Below are 17,365 nucleotides of genomic sequence, written 5' to 3' on the forward strand. Positions count from 1 at the left end.
CTCGGTCACGCGAAGACGGAGCAGAAACGCGGGAAATGGAGAGGAAAAGAGCGGCTGGGGCCGGTGAGGATCCCCGGCCCCTCGTCATCCGCTCGACGCACCGCCACGGGGCGGTGCCGGATGGCTTCCGATCACGGCTTGACGGCGCCGATCCCGTGGATGAACGGCAGCTTCGCCAGCCGGTCGAGCAGCTTCCACCGGTCCGCCCGCAGACCGGCCGCGCCGTACATGCGGGTCAGTTCCTCGCGGGTGTGCACCCGGTCGCGGCAGCGGGTCACCGCGAAGAACGGACGCAGCCAGCCGACCGCGTAGTGGTCGGCGATGAAAACGCGGCCGCCCGGCCTGAGCACCCGCTGGATCTCGGCGAGCCCCTCGTTGCGGCTGCGCCAGTGGTGGAAGCAGATCGTCGAGACGACCAGGTCGAACGACGCGTCCTCGAACGGCAGTTGCTCCGCCGCCCCGTGCACGAACGTCACGGGAAGCCCCTCGGGGACCTTCGCGCGTGCCGTCTCCACCATGCTCGGGGACACGTCCACGCCGGTCAGCTCGGCGTCCGGGAAGCGGATCCCGACGCGCCGCAGCAGCGCACCCGTCCCGCAGCCCACGTCGAGCACGTTCTGCGGCCGGACTCCCTGCTCGCCGACCCAGTCGACGAGCGACTGATGAATCCGGTCCCGGATCCGCTGAATTCGGCTGTCCTCATAGGTGGGGCCCCAGTTCTGGAACTGGGCCACATCACGGCTCTGCTTGAAAGATTGCTCGGTCACCTTGTCCCCTTGCCCTCAAGTCATGGACGATTACCAAGTTATGGAGGGCCCGTCCGTGCACCAACCCCTAAAACGAATTCCGGGGACATCCCGCAGCAAGGCAGGGGGCTCTAGGGGCCACCAGGAGTTGAATCCGGGTCCGTCCTGTGGCTCAATTCTCGTAGTGCCGATCAGGAATTCGGAGACCCGCCGGCGACGTTGGGCGGCGTCGGACCCCGCAGGTCCCGCGTTCGGCATTCCAGGGGCAGGCCCCGCGCATCCACCAGGATCCGCACCCGGAAGGCCCGCCCGGCGCACCCGGCCGCTCCCCCCTGCGGCCCACGCGCCAGGGCCCGTCTCCGGCGGGCCTGCCCCCTGCATCCGCCCCCCCTCGGCCCGCGTCCCGGCGCCACTCGAGCGGCCGGCTCCCGGCCGAGGCCCCACGGTGAGGAACCGCTCCGGGGACCGTGAGCCGATGGATCGGTCCACAACAGGCGAGCCCGGAGGGGCATTCCGCTGCTCCTTCGCCTCGGTGCCACAGCCTGTCCGCCCCCGGCACCCCGCCCCCCGGCACCCTGCCCGCGGCACAACGGCCGGGTCCGGGAAAACATCCGCAATCACAACGCAAGAAGAAACGGAATTCTCCGTTCTCGGCCGGCGGTCAAGGGCTCCTAGGGGGCGGTAGGGGTTGTGGCGGGGTCGGCCTGAATGGTTCGTTTTTCATGGCGAAAGCCACTCACCCCCACACGTGAATTCAACTCAGAACTCCTCTGGGCGATACGCCATACCAAGATTGGGTGCACTATGACGCGGAATGTACTGGTGATCGGTGGGGGCCCTGGTGGTTCCACCGCCGCCACCCTGCTGGCCCGGGCCGGTCTGTCGGTGACGCTGCTGGAGCGCGACACGTTCCCCAGGTACCACATCGGGGAGTCCATCGCCTCGTCCTGCCGGAGCATCCTGGACTTCGGCGGAGCTCTGGAGAAGGTCGAGGAACGCGGCTACACCGTCAAGACCGGCGTCCTGCTGCGCTGGGGCAAGGAGGAGGACTGGACGATCGACTGGTCCCAGCTGTTCGGACCCGACGTGCGGTCGTGGCAGGTCGACCGTGACGACTTCGACAAGGTGCTGCTCGACCACGCCAAGGAGCAGGGCGTCGAGGTGATCGAGGGCGCGTCCGTCAAGCGCGTCCTGTTCGACGGCGAGCGCGCCGTCGCCGCCGAGTGGACACACCCCGACGACCGCAAGAGCGTGCGCAAGACGGAGTTCGACTTCGTCGTGGACGCCTCCGGCCGGTCCGGCGTGATCGCCGGACAGCACTTCAAGAACCGCCGCCCGCACGAGGTCTTCCGCAACGTCGCCATCTGGGGCTACTGGGAGGGCGGCAAGCTGCTGCCCAACACCCCTTCCGGCGGCATCAACGTCGTCTCCTCCCCCGACGGCTGGTACTGGATCATCCCGCTGCGCGACAACCGCTTCAGCGTCGGCTTCGTCTCCCACCAGACCCGCTTCCTGGAGCGGCGCGGGGACTACGAGTCCACCGAGCAGATGCTGCTGTCCCTCGTCGGCGAGTCCGACACCGTCCGCGAGCAGCTGGCCGACGCGAAGTTCCTGCAGGGCGAGGTACGCGTCGAGCAGGACTTCTCCTACGTCGCCGACAGCTTCTGCGGCCCCGGCCACTTCATCGTCGGTGACGCCGCCTGCTTCCTGGACCCGCTGCTGTCCACCGGCGTTCACCTGGCGATGTACAGCGGCATGCTGTCCGCCGCCTCCATCCTCGCGACCGTCAACGGCGACGTCGAGGAGAAGGAGGCGCTCGGCTTCTACGAGGTGCTGTTCCGCAACGCCTACCAGCGCCTGTTCACCCTCGTCTCCGGCGTGTACCAGCAGTACATGGGCAAGGACACCTACTTCGGACTCGCGCAGAGCCTGGTGCGCGAGACACAGGACGCCCCCGCCCCGCACAGCGACAACAACGACGCCGCCTTCGGCGAACTCGTCGCGGGCGTCACCGACCTGCGCGAGGCCAGCAGCCAGGCCGGCCTGGGCACCGCACCCATCCAGACCGTCATCGACGACGCCGCAGAGCTCGACGGCACCCCGGTGGGCGAACTGCTCACCGCGGCCGAGCAGGCGAGGCAGCAGGCCATCACCGCCAGCCCCAACAGCCCGCTGTCCATGGCCCCGATGAAGATGGACGCGAACGACCTCTACGACGCGGCCACCGGCCTGTACCTCACCACCACCCCGACCCTCGGCATCCGGCGAGCCGGAGCCTGATCCCGTGAACGCACACCAGATATCGATACTGCTCTTCGGCCTGGCGGCCATCGTGCTCCTGGCACGGCTGCTCGGCACGGTGGCCCGGCGGCTGGACCAGCCGCCGGTCATCGGCGAGGTCCTGGCCGGCATCCTGATGGGACCGACACTGTTCGGCGGCGCGATCTCCGGGCATCTCTTCCCCACCGATGTCCGGCCCTTCCTCAGCGCCCTGGCCACCGTCGGCGTCGCCGTCTTCATGTTCATCGTCGGCCTCGAATGGGACCAGAGCCTGATCCGCGGCTCGGGAGGCCTGGCGGTCACCGTGTCCCTGAGCTCCATCCTGCTGCCGTTCGGCCTCGGCGCGATCCTGGCCTGGTCCTTCATGGACGAGTACGGAACCGGTGACAGGACCGCGTTCGTGCTCTTCATGGGCATCTCCATGTCGATCACCGCGTTCCCCGTGCTGGCCCGCATCCTCACCGAACGGAGCCTGGACCGCACCCCGCTGGGTGCCGTGGCGCTGGCCTGCGCCTCCATCGACGACGTCCTGGCCTGGTCCGTGCTGGCCGGCGTGGTCGCCCTCGCCGGATCGGCCGGCCCGGACCAGTGGCGGATCCTGCTCGCGGTGCCCTACGTCCTGGGCATGCTCTTCGTGATACGGCCGCTGCTGCGCCGCGTCACGGAACGCGGCGACGGCCCGCGGCTGAACCAGACCTGGCTCGCGTGCATCCTCGCCGGCCTGCTGGTGTCCGCCGCCGCCACGGAGTGGATGGGGCTGCACTTCATCTTCGGCGCCTTCCTGTTCGGCGTGGTCATCCCCCGGGAGCGGACCGAACACCTGCGGACCCAGATCCACGAACGCATCGGGCAGCTGAGCAGCGTGCTGCTCCTGCCGGTCTTCTTCCTCGTCGCCGGCCTCCAGGTCGACCTGTCCGGGATCGGCGCGGACGGGCTCGGCGACCTGGCCCTGATCCTCCTGGTGGCCATCGGCGGCAAGTTCACGGGCGCGTTCTTCGCGGCCCGCGCGCACAGGATGCCGGCCCGTCAGGCCGCGGCGCTGGCCACCCTCATGAACACCCGCGGCCTCACCGAACTCGTCGTACTGAGCATCGGCCTGCACATGAAGATCATCGGAGCGGAGCTGTACTCGCTCATGGTGGTGATGGCTGTGGTGACGACAGCGATGGCGGGACCACTGCTGCGCTGGATCATGCCCCGGCGGTTCGTCGAGGCGGAGACCACCCCCCGGCACAGCCCGCCGCAGCAGGCCGTGAGCAGCAGGCCGTGAGCGGCAGAGCGTGAGGAGAGAGAAGAGATGACTCACCGAGACGACTGCCGGTGCGGGTGCGCCCTCGCGTCCTGGGCCGCCGACAGCGGCCCCGCGGCCCCCGCGGGCGGAATCCTCGGCTGCGGCGCGTATCTGCCGGAGCGGGTGGTCGACAACGTGGAGGCCGCCGCCTCGGCGGGTGTCACCCCGCAGTGGATCGAGACCAGGACCGGGATCCTTGCCCGGCGCTACGCGCACCCGGACCAGGCAGCCTCGGATCTTGCGGAACGGGCCGCCCGCGCCGCCCTGCGCGACGCCGGCCTGGGCGCCGACCAGCTCTCCCTGGTCGTCGTGGCCACCTCCACCCCGGACTTCCCGCAGCCGCCGACGGCCTGTCTGCTGCAGGACCGGATCGGGGCACGGCACGCCGCGGCCTTCGACATCAACGCGGTGTGCAGCGGCTTCGTCTACGCGCTGGAGGCCGCCCGCCGCATGGTGCCGCCGGGCGGGCACGCCCTGGTGGTGGGCGTGGACATCTACTCCCGGATCATCGACCCGGCCGACCGGCGCACCGTCTCCCTGTTCGGTGACGGCGCCGGCGCGGTGGTCGTCGGCCCGGTCACCGAGGGCCGGGGAGTCGTCGCCACGCGGCTGGCCAGCCACGGCGAGTACCACGACCTGATCAAGGTCCCGGCGGGCGGCAGCCGCATGCCCGCCTCCAAGGAGACCCTCCAGGACGGACTGCACTACTTCACCATGGACGGCTACGGGGTGAAGACCTTCGTCAGGGACCATCTGCCCGGCGCCGTCCACCGCTTCCTCTCCGCCACCGGCGTCGCCCCCACGGCGATACGCCACTTCGTCCCCCACCAGGCGAACGGCCGGATGATCGACGCCCTGCTGCCGGAACTGAACCTGCCGAACGCCACCGTCCACCGCACCCTGCGCCACTACGGCAACACCGGCGCCGCATCCGTTCCCGTCACCCTCGCCGCAGCCCGCGACCACCTCACCCCGGGCGACCTCGTCCTCCTCGCGGGTTTCGGCGGCGGCATGACCACGGGGCTGACGCTGCTGCGCTGGTGACGGACGGTCGGTTCGTCACCGGCCGGGAGCGGATACCGTGAGGGACGACAGCGAGCCCGCCGGCGAAACGCTCACCGGCGCCGCCGCGCGCCGCCACCGTCCGGGCGTTCCGCTCCTCCCCGCACGAACGGAACCTTCGACAGCACCGAGGCGTACGAAAACCCCCGGGCCGCACCGGTATCGACCCTTCCGCCGCACCTTCGTCCGAGTTTGCCCCACCGCCCGAACCGCTCTACGCTGCTCCGTAGTCAAACTTGATCAGTACAGTTGCCTCCGGGAGCCCGCGTGACCCTGCCCGAGACCGGCTACACCCCCACCGCCGAGGAACGCGCAAGCCTGGACGCCTGGTTCCAGGAGTACGACGCCCACTGCACCAAGGCGGACGTCGAGCGGATGGCGGACATGGCCGTCTTCCCCCTCAACCTGATCAGCGACGACTCCGCGGGCGACGGCAGGTCGGCTCAGTGGAACCGCGGCCGGTTCATCGACACCATGACCCACGTCATGGGGGACGGCACCGCGGACATCACCTTCGACAACACCCGCACCCCCGTCTTCCTCTCCCCGTCCATGGCCGTGGTCTTCACCCACTCCACCGTCACCACGGCCGACCGGACCCACGACATGACGTACGCCGACATCCTGATCCGCAAAGCCGGCACCTGGGCCTTCCAGACCATGATCCAGTCAGGCTGGGGCGACAACCTCTGACCGCCCCGCGAGCCGGCGGCAGGCAGGCACCCCGCGCGGGCAGCCGGGCCCGTCCGCCCCGATCGGCCCGACACGGACGGCCTGCCGACCGAGGAACCCGCTCCGGCCGTTCGGAAACCGGCACCCGCGCGTCAAGCGCGCCGCCACACAGGTGTCCGGCTCCGGAACGCTCGAGCAGGCTTCCCGCAACGTCGATACACGCTGGGAATACGGCCAGGACTGCACCAACTCGTACCACGGCGGCGGCACGAAGACCCGCCACGGCGGGCGCCGGCGCGACCGCGCCTGGCTGACCGGTGTGAGCATGCTGCGTCTACTACAGTGCGGCGTGGGCTGTGACTGGCGCTGAGGTGGAGCACCACCGGGGAGCGGTCTGACGAGACGTCATTGCCGTGCGCCTGGGCGAGTGGTCGGCAATGCCTGGAGGCAACGATGTCCGCGACTCGGACGGCCCAACTCATGGACGGCACCAACCTCGCCAAACGCATCATCGAAGAGGCTGCTGCCAAGGCGGCAGAGATCTCACGGCGTGGGGGAACCAGTCCCTGTCTCGCGACGGTGCTGGTGGGGGAGGACCCCGCGTCGGCCACCTATGTCCGCATGAAACGGGCGCGGTGCGCGAAGGCGGGCATCCAGTCCCGGCACATCGCTTTGCCCGCCACCACCACGACCGCCGAACTGATCGACACCCTCGCCGGCCTGTCCGGCGATCCGGACGTGCACGGCATCCTGCTCCAGCACCCTTGCGGACCGCACATCGACGAGCGAGCCGCGTTCGAGGCCATCGCCCCGGAGAAGGACGTCGACGGGGTCACGATGCATTCGTTCGCCGCGATGAGCTTCGCGCTGCCGGGCTTCGCGTCCTGCACTCCAGGCGGAATCATGCGACTGCTGGAGGCGTACGACGTCGACCTCGCCGGCAAGCACGCCGTCGTGGTGGGCCGCAGCCCGATTCTCGGCAAGCCGGCCGGGATGCTCCTGCTCGCCAAGAACGCAACGGTGACGTACTGCCACTCCCGCACGGCGGACCTGTCGGCGATCGTCCGGGAAGCAGACGTCCTGGTAGCGGCCGTGGGACGGCCCCGGCTGATCCGGGGTGAGGACATCAAGCCCGGCGCGGTGGTGATCGACGCCGGATACAACCCGGGCAACGTCGGCGACGTGGACTTCGACACCGCCCGCACCCGCGCCTGTCTGATCACTCCGGTGCCCGGCGGCGTCGGGCCGATGACCATCGCCGTCCTGCTGGCGCAGACCGTGGACGCCGCCGCGAACCAGCTCGGAATCCAGCACCAATGACCTCCTGACCAGCAGCCCCTTGGCACCAGGCCAGAAGGGTCCCCGCTCGGAATGGGAGACCTCGTAATCGGGCCGGCCGGCAGTTCGTTCTCTGACAGCGGCTCGCCACCCGTGAGGGCGGTGAGCCGCCGAGGACGCGGCTCCGCAGAGTGCCAGCCGGCCTTGGCGGATGCCTCGGCTCGCGCTCGGGTGCCGGTACGAAGGGACTGCTGAGCACTACTGCGACCCGGAGGCAAGAGAGTTCGACTTCTCCGCGAAGCCGATCCCGGGCGACGACAACCAGGCGGGCGGCAGCATCCTGAAGAGCTTCTACGCCAAGAACCGCATCATCGGCGGAATGGACGACGGCTTCATCGTGAAGATCGTCACCTGACCTGTGCTGCGGCGGGAGCGGCCCTGGCACCGGCCGCTCCCGCCGCAGCCGGTTCACGATGTGACGGGCCAGAACTGCACGAGGTAGCGCTCCACACCGTGGCCGGTGCCCTCGCCCTCCGACAGGGCTGCGGCCTCGGCCCGGCCTGCACAGTGGACACGGACGTGCCACGAACCACCGGAATCCGCCAGCGTGATCAGGTCGTCCATCCGGCCCGTGTACATGGACCACACGGCTACCTGACCACTGGCCGACTCGAAGTCGGCCTCGGCCCTCTCGTCCCAGCCGGCCCGCTCCTGCTGGGACGGAGGCCCGTCCCACACTTCGACGCTGACCGCGGCGGTGTGGGTATGGCCACCACTGGTGATGTCCAGACGTCCCGGGTGAGTGCCGAGGAACGCACGCCGGTTGAAGTCGTCCGGGAAGGGAACCGGCAGATCCGCGTCATCGGACTCCTGCAACCCGAAGGCATGAAAGCCGACATACGCATGCACATCCTGCTGCCGCACAAGCTCTGCCATGAGCTCCCCCTCGACAACGGATCTCACCGAAACCGGCGATGCCGCCGGTACGGCCGGGAGATCCGAACCGATACCGGGATCAGGCGGCGACGAGCTCCTGCTCGCGGTCCGGCGTTTTGACCTTGGGCTTCTTGTTCGGCAGCGAGAGCCGGAAGACCTTGTGCCACGCGGAGAACACCTGCTTGGGCAGCGGGCCGGTGACGTACTCCAGCTCGTACTTCTCGAACAGCGCACGCACCTTCACCGCGACCTCGGCGTACCGGTTGCTCGGCAGGTCCGGGAACAGGTGGTGCTCGATCTGGTGCGACAGGTTGCCGGTCATGAAGTGCATGGCCCTGCTGCCGCTGATGTTCGCCGAGCCCATCATCTGGCGCAGGTACCACCGGCCGCGCGTCTCGCCCCTGATCGACCGGCGCTCGAAGACCTGTACGCCCTCGGGGAAGTGCCCGCACATGATCACCGAGTGGGTCCAGATGTTGCGGACCAGGTTCGCGGTGAACGTGGCGGCGAGCGTGGGGAGGAACGACGGGCCCGACAGCAGCGGGTGGATCACGTAGTCCTTGAGCACCTGCTTGCGGATCTTGCGGCCCACGGCCTTGGCCCGCGCGCGGAACTCCGGGCTCTTGCGGCGGCGCTTGTGCAGGTTCTTGCCGAGCTCCAGGTCGTACGCTGCGATGCCGTACTCGAAGAAGCAGGCGTTGATGAAGTTCCACAGCGGCTGGCCGAGGTGGAACGGGTGCCACCTCTGGTCCTCGTCGACGCGCATGATGCCGTAGCCGAGGTCGTTGTCCTTGCCGATCACGTTGGTGTACGTGTGGTGCAGCTCGTTGTGCGAGTGCTTCCACTGCTCGGACGGCGAGACGTGATCCCACTCCCAGGTGGTGGAGTGAATCTTCGGGTCCCGCATCCAGTCCCACTGGCCGTGCAGGACGTTGTGGCCGATCTCCATGTTGTCCATGATCTTCGCCACGGACAGCCCGGCGGTGCCGAGCAGCCACGCGGGCGGGAAGATCGAGAACAGCAGCACGCCCCTGCTGACCAGCTCGAGCCTGCGCTGCGCCGAGATGACCTTACGGATGTAGGCGGCGTCCTTCTCGCCGCGGCCGGCGATCACCTCGTCGCGGATCGCGTCCAGCTCGCGGCCCAGCTCCTCGATCTGCTCCGCGGTCAGGTGGGCGGTGGGGTCGATGGCGGTCAAGGTGCTCCTACCGTTCGATGTCGCAGGGGCCCGCCGCGGCGGACACGCAGGTCTGGATGAGGACGCCCGGCTCGGCCTCGGTGATCTCGCCGGTGCGCAGGTCGCGGACGGCGCCCGCCTTGAGCGGCGTGACGCAGCCGAAGCAGATGCCCATGCGGCACCCGGAGGGCATGAGCACGCCGGCCTCCTCGCCGATGTCCAGCAACGGCGTGGCGCCGTCCGCGTCGACGGTCCTGCCGGTGGCGCTGAACGTGACCTCGCCGCCGTCGCCGGCGACGACGATGCCGGGGCGGAAACGTTCGGTGTGCAGGCGCTCCTGGACGCCGTGCTCGCTCCAGTGCTCTTCGGCGGCGTCGAGCAGGCCCGCGGGCCCGCAGGCCCAGGTCTCGCGCTCGGCCCAGTCGGGCACGAGTTCGCCGAGACGGGCGATGTCGAGCATGCCGTCCGTGTCGGTGTGCACCTCGGTGAGCCGCAGCTTCTTGTCCGCGACCAGGCCGTGCAGCTCGTCGCGGAAGATCACGTCCTGCGGCTGCGGCGCGCAGTGGACCATGACGACGTCGTCGAACTCGATATCGCGCAGCATGCCCATCACGGGCGTGATGCCGCTGCCGGCCGTCAGGTAGAGCACCTTGGCGGGCTTGGCCTGCGGCAGCACGAAGTCACCGGTCGGCTGGTCGAGCTGGATCAGCGTGCCCGGTTTCGCCCTGCGGACCAGGTGGTTGCTGACCTTGCCGTCCGGGATCGCCTTCACGGTGATCGTGACGCGGCCGTCCTGGCGGTCTGTCGGCGAGGTGATGGAGTAGGCACGCCACAGGCGCACCCCCTCGACGTCGACCCCGATCCGCACGTACTGACCGGCCGTGTGGCCGCGCCAGCCCCGTCCCGGCCTGATCACGACAGTCGCGGCGTCCCCCGTCTCGGGGTGCACGGCCTCGATGCGCCCACGCAGGTCAGCACCCGCACGCAGCGGGCTGACCAGGTCGAGGTAGTCCGACGGCAGCAGCGGCGTCGTGACCATCTCCAGCACTTTCCACGCCCTGCTGCGAAGGGCTGCACTCGTCATGACCCCAGCTTGCTGCGCCTCAAGGCGTAAAGTCCTGACCGCAGGACGTAAATCTGGTCGACTGAATTGTTCGCAGGGAACAAAACGTGAGCCATGCAATTCGGAGGGCCGGCGAACTGGCCCTGGACGAGACGACGGTCACCGCACTTCGGGCCGCGCTGAAGACCACCGCCGACGAGGTCGTCCAGGCGATCATCGACGAGGTCCCTCCCTACGCAAACGCCCTTGCGGGCCACATGGGCGCCACCATCCGCCGAGCCGTCCGCACCGCCCTGGGGCACTACCTGGACCGCGCGAGCGGGAACGCCACAGGCGGCGACGCCGGTGACGCAGCCTACGAACTGGGCCGCGGCGAGGTGCGCGACGGCCGTTCGATGGACGCCCTGCTCAGCGCCTACCGCGTCGGCGCCCGCGTGGCCTGGCGATGCCTGGCAGCGGGTGCCGTACCCGCAGGTCTGCCCGCCGCCGAGGTCGCCAAGTTCGCCGAGCTGACCTTCGCCTACATCGACGAGCTCTCCGCCGCGAGCGCCGCGGGCCACGCCGACGAACTGGCCGCCCGGGGCAGGGACCACGAGCGCCACCTGGAACACCTGGCCCGCGACCTCCTCGCCGGCGCGAGCCCGGACGTGCTGCTGGCCTCTGTCCAACGGGCCGGGTGGCAGCCTCCGGTTTCACTGACCGCGGTCCTGCTGCCCGCCGCCCAGGCCCGGCCTGCCTACCGCGCGCTCGACCCGGGCACCCTCGTCCTCGACGATCTGCCGGACGCCACCGGTGTGCTGCTCGTCCCCGATGCCGACCGATCACATCTCCTGCGGCAGCTGACCGACCGCACCGCCGTGGCCGGCCCGGCCCGGCCATGGACTCGTGCGTCCGCCTCGTACGCACGAGCCGTACGCGCGCGCTCCCTCTCCTCTGACATTCGCGACACCGAGGACCACCTGCCCGAGCTGGTGCTGAGCGCCGACATGGACGCGTTCGCAGACCTGCGCGCCCGAGCCCTCGCACCGTTGCGGACCCTGCCTGTCGCGACCGCACAGCGGCTGGAGGAGACATTGCGGGCGTGGCTGCTGCACCAGGGCAGGCGGGACGAGGTGGCGGCGGCGTTGTTCGTCCATCCCCAGACAGTCCGGTACCGGATGTCGCAGCTGCGGGAGCTGTTTCCCGATCTCGCATCGCCACACCGGGTCCTTGAACTGACGCTGGCGGTCGGTCTTCGGGCCGGCTGACGCGTACTTCGGCCGTCCACGACCGCGTCCGCGAGCGGTCCAGGAATCGTGCCTCGTTCCCGGTGCCATCAGCCGGCTCGTACGGCCCGGGGAAGAGCGGTATGAACCAGCTGAGACCGGGAGGGGCGGGGGATGCCTCTATGCCCTTCATCAAGGCTGAGTGGTCTGCGGTGGCTGTTCCGGTGGTGCGCGGTTCGTAGAAGGTGCCGTCGCGGAGCGTTCCGAAGCGCACCCCCATGCGGTGCCGGGCGAAGCGGACGAGAGCCTGGATGCGGGCCTTCCCCCGATCCCGCCATATGCCGCCCCTGCAGTTCGCCTGGCCGCAGGTGAACCGGGATCGGTCGTGATCCACCTGAGAGCCCGCCGGAGCTTGGGCTGTGTCGCCGGAAGCATGATCACGCGGAGTCCCTCGCCGGGGCCGGTGCCCCCGGGGCACGTCACAGCGCGAACACCGGGACCCCGGGAGTACGGGTCACACCGCACACCCCCCGTGCCCGCGAGGGCGCCGCAGGCGGCGGCGCGAGGACCGGCCCGATCAGCGGCATGACGGCCGCCAGCATCTCCGCCTCGCTCGCGGTCCCGTCCACGACCAGATCGGCCGCTGCCCGGGAGGGCGCGACATGGGCTGCGTGGCGGTCCCTGCCGGTCTGCAGATAGTTGCGCAGGGACAGCCGGGGGTCCTGCCGCTGCACCTCGATCTTCCGGAGGATCTTGCGGGCCAGGCGTATGTCGTCGGGGGTGTCGACATACACCCGCCACGCCGCCCGCCGGACCACGGACGGCAGCGACAGCGCGAACAGGCCCTCGACCACCACCAGCAGCACGCCGGGGCGCAACAGCGCCGCGTCGACGGCGTGTGCCACCGCCGTCTCGTCGATCGACCCCGGATGGTTCCAGTCGAGGACGGCGTGCCCGTCGGCACTGACCGTCCACACACCCCTCAAGGGGTCGTGCGCGGGCACGTAGTAGTCGTCCAGATGGACCAGCGCCACGCTCTCGGGCCACTGCAGCGACAGGGCTTCGGCAAGGGTGGACTTGCCGGATGCGGTGCCGCCTGCGACCGCCAGTACACCCGTCATACCGGGCGCTCCTCATGTGCTCAAAGGGGATAGACGAAGCGGCCGGACAAGCCGGGTGCAGGGAATGTACGGCGGGGTGATCGCCCATGGCAAGCAGGGAAACGAGGCCGGTTCAGCGGAGGCCCGGGGCCGCGACCTTCGGTCGACCTGCGCACCGGTCTCGACGATGCCGCGGACCTTCAGCGTGGCGTAACGGCCCTTGGGCGCGGGCGTGACATCGACGCGCGGGAACGAGTAGTCATGCACCTGACCCGACGCCTGCTCACCACGGCGGCCGCCGTCACCACCGCCCTCGCGACCACCCTGTCCGCCGCTCCGCCGACCGCTGCCGCTGCCGCACCGTGCACGTCGACCTGGCGGGCCGTCCAGAAGGTGGCCGTGCGCAGGCCGGCGCGGAACGAGGAACCGGTCGCGACAACCTCCCCAGGCGCCCGGGCGGCAGCCGCGGAACACGTCGATCAACTTGCTGGGCCTGCACCGTGTCACCTTGGCCGTCGACGACACCCTCGCCCGCCTGCACACCCACCGCGCCGACCCCCAGCGAGGTGGCGCAGTACGAAGACAGCCACCAGCTCTGCTTCGCCAGGACTCGGGGCCCGGCTGACGACGGTCAACGCGACGGAGGCTGTTCGATCGCGCCGCCACGATGAGCTGTAGGGATGTAGCCCTTTGGCCCGGGTGGCAGAGCGTCGAGGCACGCCTGGGAGCAGGCGTTGACCAATAGCGGCAGGACGTCGGTCGCCACCACCTGGGAGAGCCAAGCCTGGTGAGGGCCTGTCACCGAGATCGGCCCGGTGCAGACACTGCAGGTGCGGGCGGCGGTGCTGCCCCAGCGGAAGGGAGCCAGACTGCCGAGGTCCAGGACGGCATCGCCGGGCGGGAGGAGCCGCGGGAAGGGCGGCCGGTGCTTGTAGTTGCCGTAGATCGAGCGCGTGCTCACCGTGCTGCGCGCAAGCCGAGCGCACCGCGTGATTTCGTACGGGAACCAGTGCAGCCGTCGCGAAGTGTATGGACTGAACTGCTCCAGGCTCGTCATGTCGCCGATCTCTGGAGGTATCCGGACGAGGTTGCTTCCGTACAGCACGAGGGTCCGTACCGCCGTCAACCGTCCGATCGCCTTCGGCAGCGTCACGATCTGCCGCCGCTCCTCAGGGCTCAGCTCCGGCAGCGGGCGGAATTCCTCCCGTCTGTCGGCCGCCGCCTCTTCGATCAGCTCCAGCAACCGGAGCCAGCCCGGAGCACTGGTGTCCTGGATCTCGGCGTGGAAGGACGCCACCGCGCCGGGGGAACTCACCCGAACCTGGCTGAAGCAGTCGCAGCTGTCCTGCGGCACCCCGGACCGGGAGTCCACCGCCTCGGGAAAGTGGTTCGGGAAGACCTGCGCAGGTAGTTGTTCGTCCGTCATGGCGTAACGATAGGGACGCGGCGTCCGGTACGGCACCATCCGGAAACCAGCGGACGCAAACGACCCTTGGCAGGTGAAGGCTCCCTGGCCAGGGCTGGCGGACGCGGACAGATGCGCTGGACCGCGCACCACCTCGCGACTGTCACCAGCGCATACCGAGCGCATCGAGCTCCGCTCGGCGTTCCGGGGTGAGTTTGTCTGCCCTTCTGCGGGTGTTGTCGAGCCATCCTCCGAGCCGGACAGACGTTCTGCTCTCGCTGTCCTCTCCGGCCAGTTCTTCGATGTGTTTTCTCGGGACGTTCAGGTGGCCTTCGCGGGCACGGTATCGGCGGGCGGCGGTGAGATGGATAGCCCACCGGTCTGCTTGTGTCCTCCGTGTCGGCTGCGCCGCGGCTTCTTCTGGTGTGAGCGGTTCCAGTCCGAGGACGCTGTCGAGGAGCCACTGCTGCACCGGTGTCAGTTTCTCCCACCCCGCCCGCTGCGCCCGACTCCAGGCTCCGAGGTCCTCGCCCTGCATGATCACCTCACCCGCAGCTCCAGACAGCGCCCCGCCGGCCCGGACATGCACGAGCGTCAATGCGAAGCAGCGTTGCCAGTCGATACTCCAGGCGGGGCACCAGCCCGGGTCGATCGCGTCCAGCGCGTCCATACGGCTCTCGGAGAGCTCGCCTGTGTAGGGCACGCCTGTTTCCCCGGCGGCGCGCCGTTCGGCGTTTACACGGGTCTTGCGGGCGGCTGCGCGCTGGTTCTTGGCCCAGGTCCCGATGGCCAGACCACCCTCACCGCTACCGCCGCCCCAGACGGCATTGGTGGGTGGGAGGAAGTGCCCGTGGACGGCCGCGTAGTCCTTCGCCACAGCGAGGCCGTCGGCCCAGGCGGTGTCCCACGCCGACCACACCATCCCGAGCGCCTCGAGCTCCACGACACGCTTGGCCTCCAGCGTGCCGGCCGCGTAGTAGCGCCGCACGTCTGCCAGCCAGCGCCCCAGCGGAAACCCGCTAACCGCCCCCCAGTCCTCCGGCGCCTCAAAAACGTAGGGCACCCGCAGCTCGACGTTGCCGCTCTCGCGCAGCCATCGCGTCGCGGCCTCGATACCACGCCGCCAGTACGCTCCCTCGGGGTCGATGATCCGTAGCCGGATGAACTGCGTCAGCGCGAACGGATCCCGCTCCTCACTGAACCGCAACACCCCAGCCGCCGCTCCACTCACCCGCCGCAACTCCTGACCCCGCCCCTCGCCCTCGCCCTCGCCCTCGCCTTCGAACTCGCCCTCCGCACCGTCCTGTTCGATACCGGGACGACTGTTGCGGATACGGGGATCGGCGAGTGCCTCGATCGTCTCCGCATCGTGCGCCCGCAGCGCCCCGAGGACCTTCGTGAGGGTGCCCAGCGAGTTCGAGGTCAGCATGTCGTTCGGATCCTCGTCCGGCCCGAGGAATACCGGAACGATCAGCGTGGCCAGTTTCCCCGTCCCGGGATACATGCGCAGCGCCCGTCCGACCATCTGCACAATATCGGTCATCGACCCGCGCGCATCCGCGAAAAGCACAGCATCACACTCAGCCGTATCGACACCTTCCCCAAGAACCCGAACGGAACTCAACACACGCAATGCGGCCTGAATATCCCGACCCTCGAATTCAGGCCCTCCGAGAAAATCGGAGGCGAATTCATCCAGTACCCGGCGGCGGTGGAGGGGAGCGTGCTCGCCGTACAGCCAGTCCGCCCACACCCGCTCCGCAGCAGGGAACATGCCCGGGTCGTCCTCGGCGAGCCGGGCCGCGACAGCCGGCACCCCGACCGCCATCGCCTCCGCCTCACCCACCCGACTGTGAAACGCCAGCACCCGCCTAAACCGCTCCTCCACGGCTGCGCGCATCAACCCGGCCTGAACGGCGGCCAGCCGTGCCCCGCGCACGGCCACAGACCCGGTGTCCTCACTGGTCAGAGCGGCGTAGAGGTCGGGATCGCGGATGTCGAGACACAGCACCTGATACGGCGCCACCAGCCCCAGCCGGATCGCCTCCGAAAGTCGCAGCTTGTAGGCCACCGGCCCGAACACGGGAGAGTCCTCCTCCATGCTCGCCACCAGCCGCGGCCTGTCACCCTCCGCCTCCCAGACACGCGCCGTCGCGGTCATGTAGAGCCGCCGCACCGCCGGAATCAGCCGATGGTCATGCACTGCCGCCCACGGCCGGCCCGCATCCCCACTGACCCGGTGCGCCTCGTCCAGGACCATCAGGTCCCAGACCGGCAGGCCGGCCTCGTGTGCCCGCTGGAGAATCCCGAGCCCGACCGACGCGTAGGTGGCGAACACCGTCACGGTCTCCAACTCCGACACCCAGACGGTCAGTTCCGCAGAGTCGGTCGTACAGGGCATGCCCTCGCTCTCCTCGGCCCGCAGCGAGCACACACCGACCATGGCACCCCTACGGCCGCCCCGCCGCCACGCCGAAGCCTGCTGCAGCAGCAGATCCAGGGTCGGCACCAGCACCAGCGTCCTACGGGCGGAAAGACGGACCGCGGTTTCCACACTCATCAAGGTCTTGCCAGACCCCGTACAAGCAATGACCTGTGTCCTCAACCCCTCCGCGGGCATACGGCCACCAGGCGGATCCGACAGAGCCTGGAGAATCGAATCAACGGCCTCCACCTGATGCGGACGCAACGTCACGATCGCCATGAGAATCTCTTCTCCCGCTCTCGTACGGAGCGAATTCGAGGGTCATTCAAGACAGGAAGACAAGAAATCAGGAGACCGATTCACTCTCTATGGTTCGACCCGTTCTCATCTGGAGGGGTACCTATCCAGCATCCCAGAACATATCTGTAGAGCCAAAGTGACGCACACGCGATGTCCGAAAATGGTGACATGTGATCGACCATCCAGGAAGTCAGTACCGAGACCGTAGAGACCCAGCCCCTGCAACTGCCGTTTTTCTGACGCGCCCGGAGGGCACGTCAGCTCCCGTGCCTGGACTGCGGAGCAGGCTTGGCACGGGGTGTGATCCGGCGTCAGCCGGATCCCGTCCGATCGCGGAGCGATCGGACGGCGGCAGAACGGAGTTCCGCCTTCCCGCGCGGAGCGCGGGGGAGCGTCGCGTAGCGACGCCGCGTCACGTCTGCGGG

General features: G+C 69.2%; 14 protein-coding genes and 1 riboswitch. Of the genes, 7 read left to right on the forward strand and 7 right to left on the reverse strand.

Features of this window, described 5'->3' with window-relative positions; translation table 11 throughout:
- Positions 1 to 131 precede the first annotated feature (131 nt).
- A complete protein-coding gene (locus OG410_RS42390; RefSeq protein ID WP_329297127.1) occupies positions 132 to 767 on the reverse strand; it encodes a class I SAM-dependent methyltransferase in 636 nt (211 codons plus the stop codon).
- A 783-nt stretch (positions 768 to 1,550) separates the two neighbouring features.
- Here OG410_RS42390 and OG410_RS42395 point away from each other — a divergent pair.
- From OG410_RS42395 to OG410_RS42420, 6 genes are all read left to right on the forward strand, one after another.
- Entirely contained in the window at positions 1,551 to 3,026 is a 1,476-nt protein-coding gene (locus OG410_RS42395; RefSeq protein WP_329297126.1) for an NAD(P)/FAD-dependent oxidoreductase, read from the forward strand.
- A 4-nt stretch (positions 3,027 to 3,030) separates the two neighbouring features.
- Positions 3,031 to 4,296 (forward strand): cation:proton antiporter domain-containing protein, encoded by a 1,266-nt coding sequence (locus tag OG410_RS42400; RefSeq protein ID WP_329297125.1) that lies wholly within the window; start codon positions 3,031 to 3,033, stop codon positions 4,294 to 4,296.
- Between the two features lie 27 nt (positions 4,297 to 4,323).
- Positions 4,324 to 5,361: a 3-oxoacyl-ACP synthase III family protein gene (locus tag OG410_RS42405; protein WP_329297124.1), complete on the forward strand. Its 1,038-nt coding sequence runs from the start codon at positions 4,324 to 4,326 to the stop codon at positions 5,359 to 5,361.
- Positions 5,362 to 5,646: 285 nt separating this feature from the next.
- Positions 5,647 to 6,072 (forward strand): nuclear transport factor 2 family protein, encoded by a 426-nt coding sequence (locus tag OG410_RS42410; protein WP_329297123.1) that lies wholly within the window; start codon positions 5,647 to 5,649, stop codon positions 6,070 to 6,072.
- A 325-nt stretch (positions 6,073 to 6,397) separates the two neighbouring features.
- Positions 6,398 to 6,483: riboswitch (ZMP/ZTP riboswitch) on the forward strand.
- 21 nt (positions 6,484 to 6,504) lie between these two features.
- Positions 6,505 to 7,371: a bifunctional 5,10-methylenetetrahydrofolate dehydrogenase/5,10-methenyltetrahydrofolate cyclohydrolase gene (locus tag OG410_RS42415; protein ID WP_329297122.1), complete on the forward strand. Its 867-nt coding sequence runs from the start codon at positions 6,505 to 6,507 to the stop codon at positions 7,369 to 7,371.
- Positions 7,372 to 7,540: 169 nt separating this feature from the next.
- Entirely contained in the window at positions 7,541 to 7,744 is a 204-nt protein-coding gene (locus tag OG410_RS42420) for a hypothetical protein (RefSeq protein ID WP_329297121.1), read from the forward strand.
- A 53-nt stretch (positions 7,745 to 7,797) separates the two neighbouring features.
- On the opposite strand, the gene OG410_RS42425 is transcribed toward OG410_RS42420, so the two are convergent.
- The 3 genes from OG410_RS42425 to OG410_RS42435 form a co-directional block, all read right to left on the reverse strand.
- Positions 7,798 to 8,265 (reverse strand): hypothetical protein, encoded by a 468-nt coding sequence (locus OG410_RS42425; protein WP_329297120.1) that lies wholly within the window; start codon positions 8,263 to 8,265, stop codon positions 7,798 to 7,800.
- A gap of 79 nt (positions 8,266 to 8,344) precedes the next feature.
- Positions 8,345 to 9,463 carry a fatty acid desaturase family protein gene (locus OG410_RS42430; RefSeq protein WP_329297119.1) on the reverse strand — a complete coding sequence of 373 codons (1,119 nt, stop codon included), beginning with the start codon at positions 9,461 to 9,463 and terminating at the stop codon, positions 8,345 to 8,347.
- Positions 9,464 to 9,470: 7 nt separating this feature from the next.
- Positions 9,471 to 10,526 carry a ferredoxin reductase gene (locus tag OG410_RS42435; RefSeq protein WP_329297118.1) on the reverse strand — a complete coding sequence of 352 codons (1,056 nt, stop codon included), beginning with the start codon at positions 10,524 to 10,526 and terminating at the stop codon, positions 9,471 to 9,473.
- 86 nt (positions 10,527 to 10,612) lie between these two features.
- Here OG410_RS42435 and OG410_RS42440 point away from each other — a divergent pair, with 86 nt between their 5' ends.
- On the forward strand, positions 10,613 to 11,752 hold the full coding sequence (locus OG410_RS42440) for a PucR family transcriptional regulator (RefSeq protein ID WP_329297117.1): 1,140 nt from the start codon (positions 10,613 to 10,615) through the stop codon (positions 11,750 to 11,752).
- Between the two features lie 437 nt (positions 11,753 to 12,189).
- On the opposite strand, the gene OG410_RS42445 is transcribed toward OG410_RS42440, so the two are convergent.
- From OG410_RS42445 to OG410_RS42455, 3 genes are all read right to left on the reverse strand, one after another.
- On the reverse strand, positions 12,190 to 12,831 hold the full coding sequence (locus OG410_RS42445; RefSeq protein WP_329297116.1) for a uridine kinase family protein: 642 nt from the start codon (positions 12,829 to 12,831) through the stop codon (positions 12,190 to 12,192).
- Between the two features lie 610 nt (positions 12,832 to 13,441).
- Positions 13,442 to 14,236, reverse strand: a complete 795-nt coding sequence (locus OG410_RS42450; protein WP_329297115.1) for a leucine-rich repeat domain-containing protein — start codon at positions 14,234 to 14,236, stop codon at positions 13,442 to 13,444.
- Between the two features lie 142 nt (positions 14,237 to 14,378).
- Positions 14,379 to 16,919 carry a DEAD/DEAH box helicase gene (locus tag OG410_RS42455; protein WP_329297114.1) on the reverse strand — a complete coding sequence of 847 codons (2,541 nt, stop codon included), beginning with the start codon at positions 16,917 to 16,919 and terminating at the stop codon, positions 14,379 to 14,381.
- Positions 16,920 to 17,365: the final 446 nt, after the last annotated feature.

Source organism: Streptomyces sp. NBC_00659 (assembly GCF_036226925.1).
GTDB lineage: Bacteria > Actinomycetota > Actinomycetes > Streptomycetales > Streptomycetaceae > Streptomyces.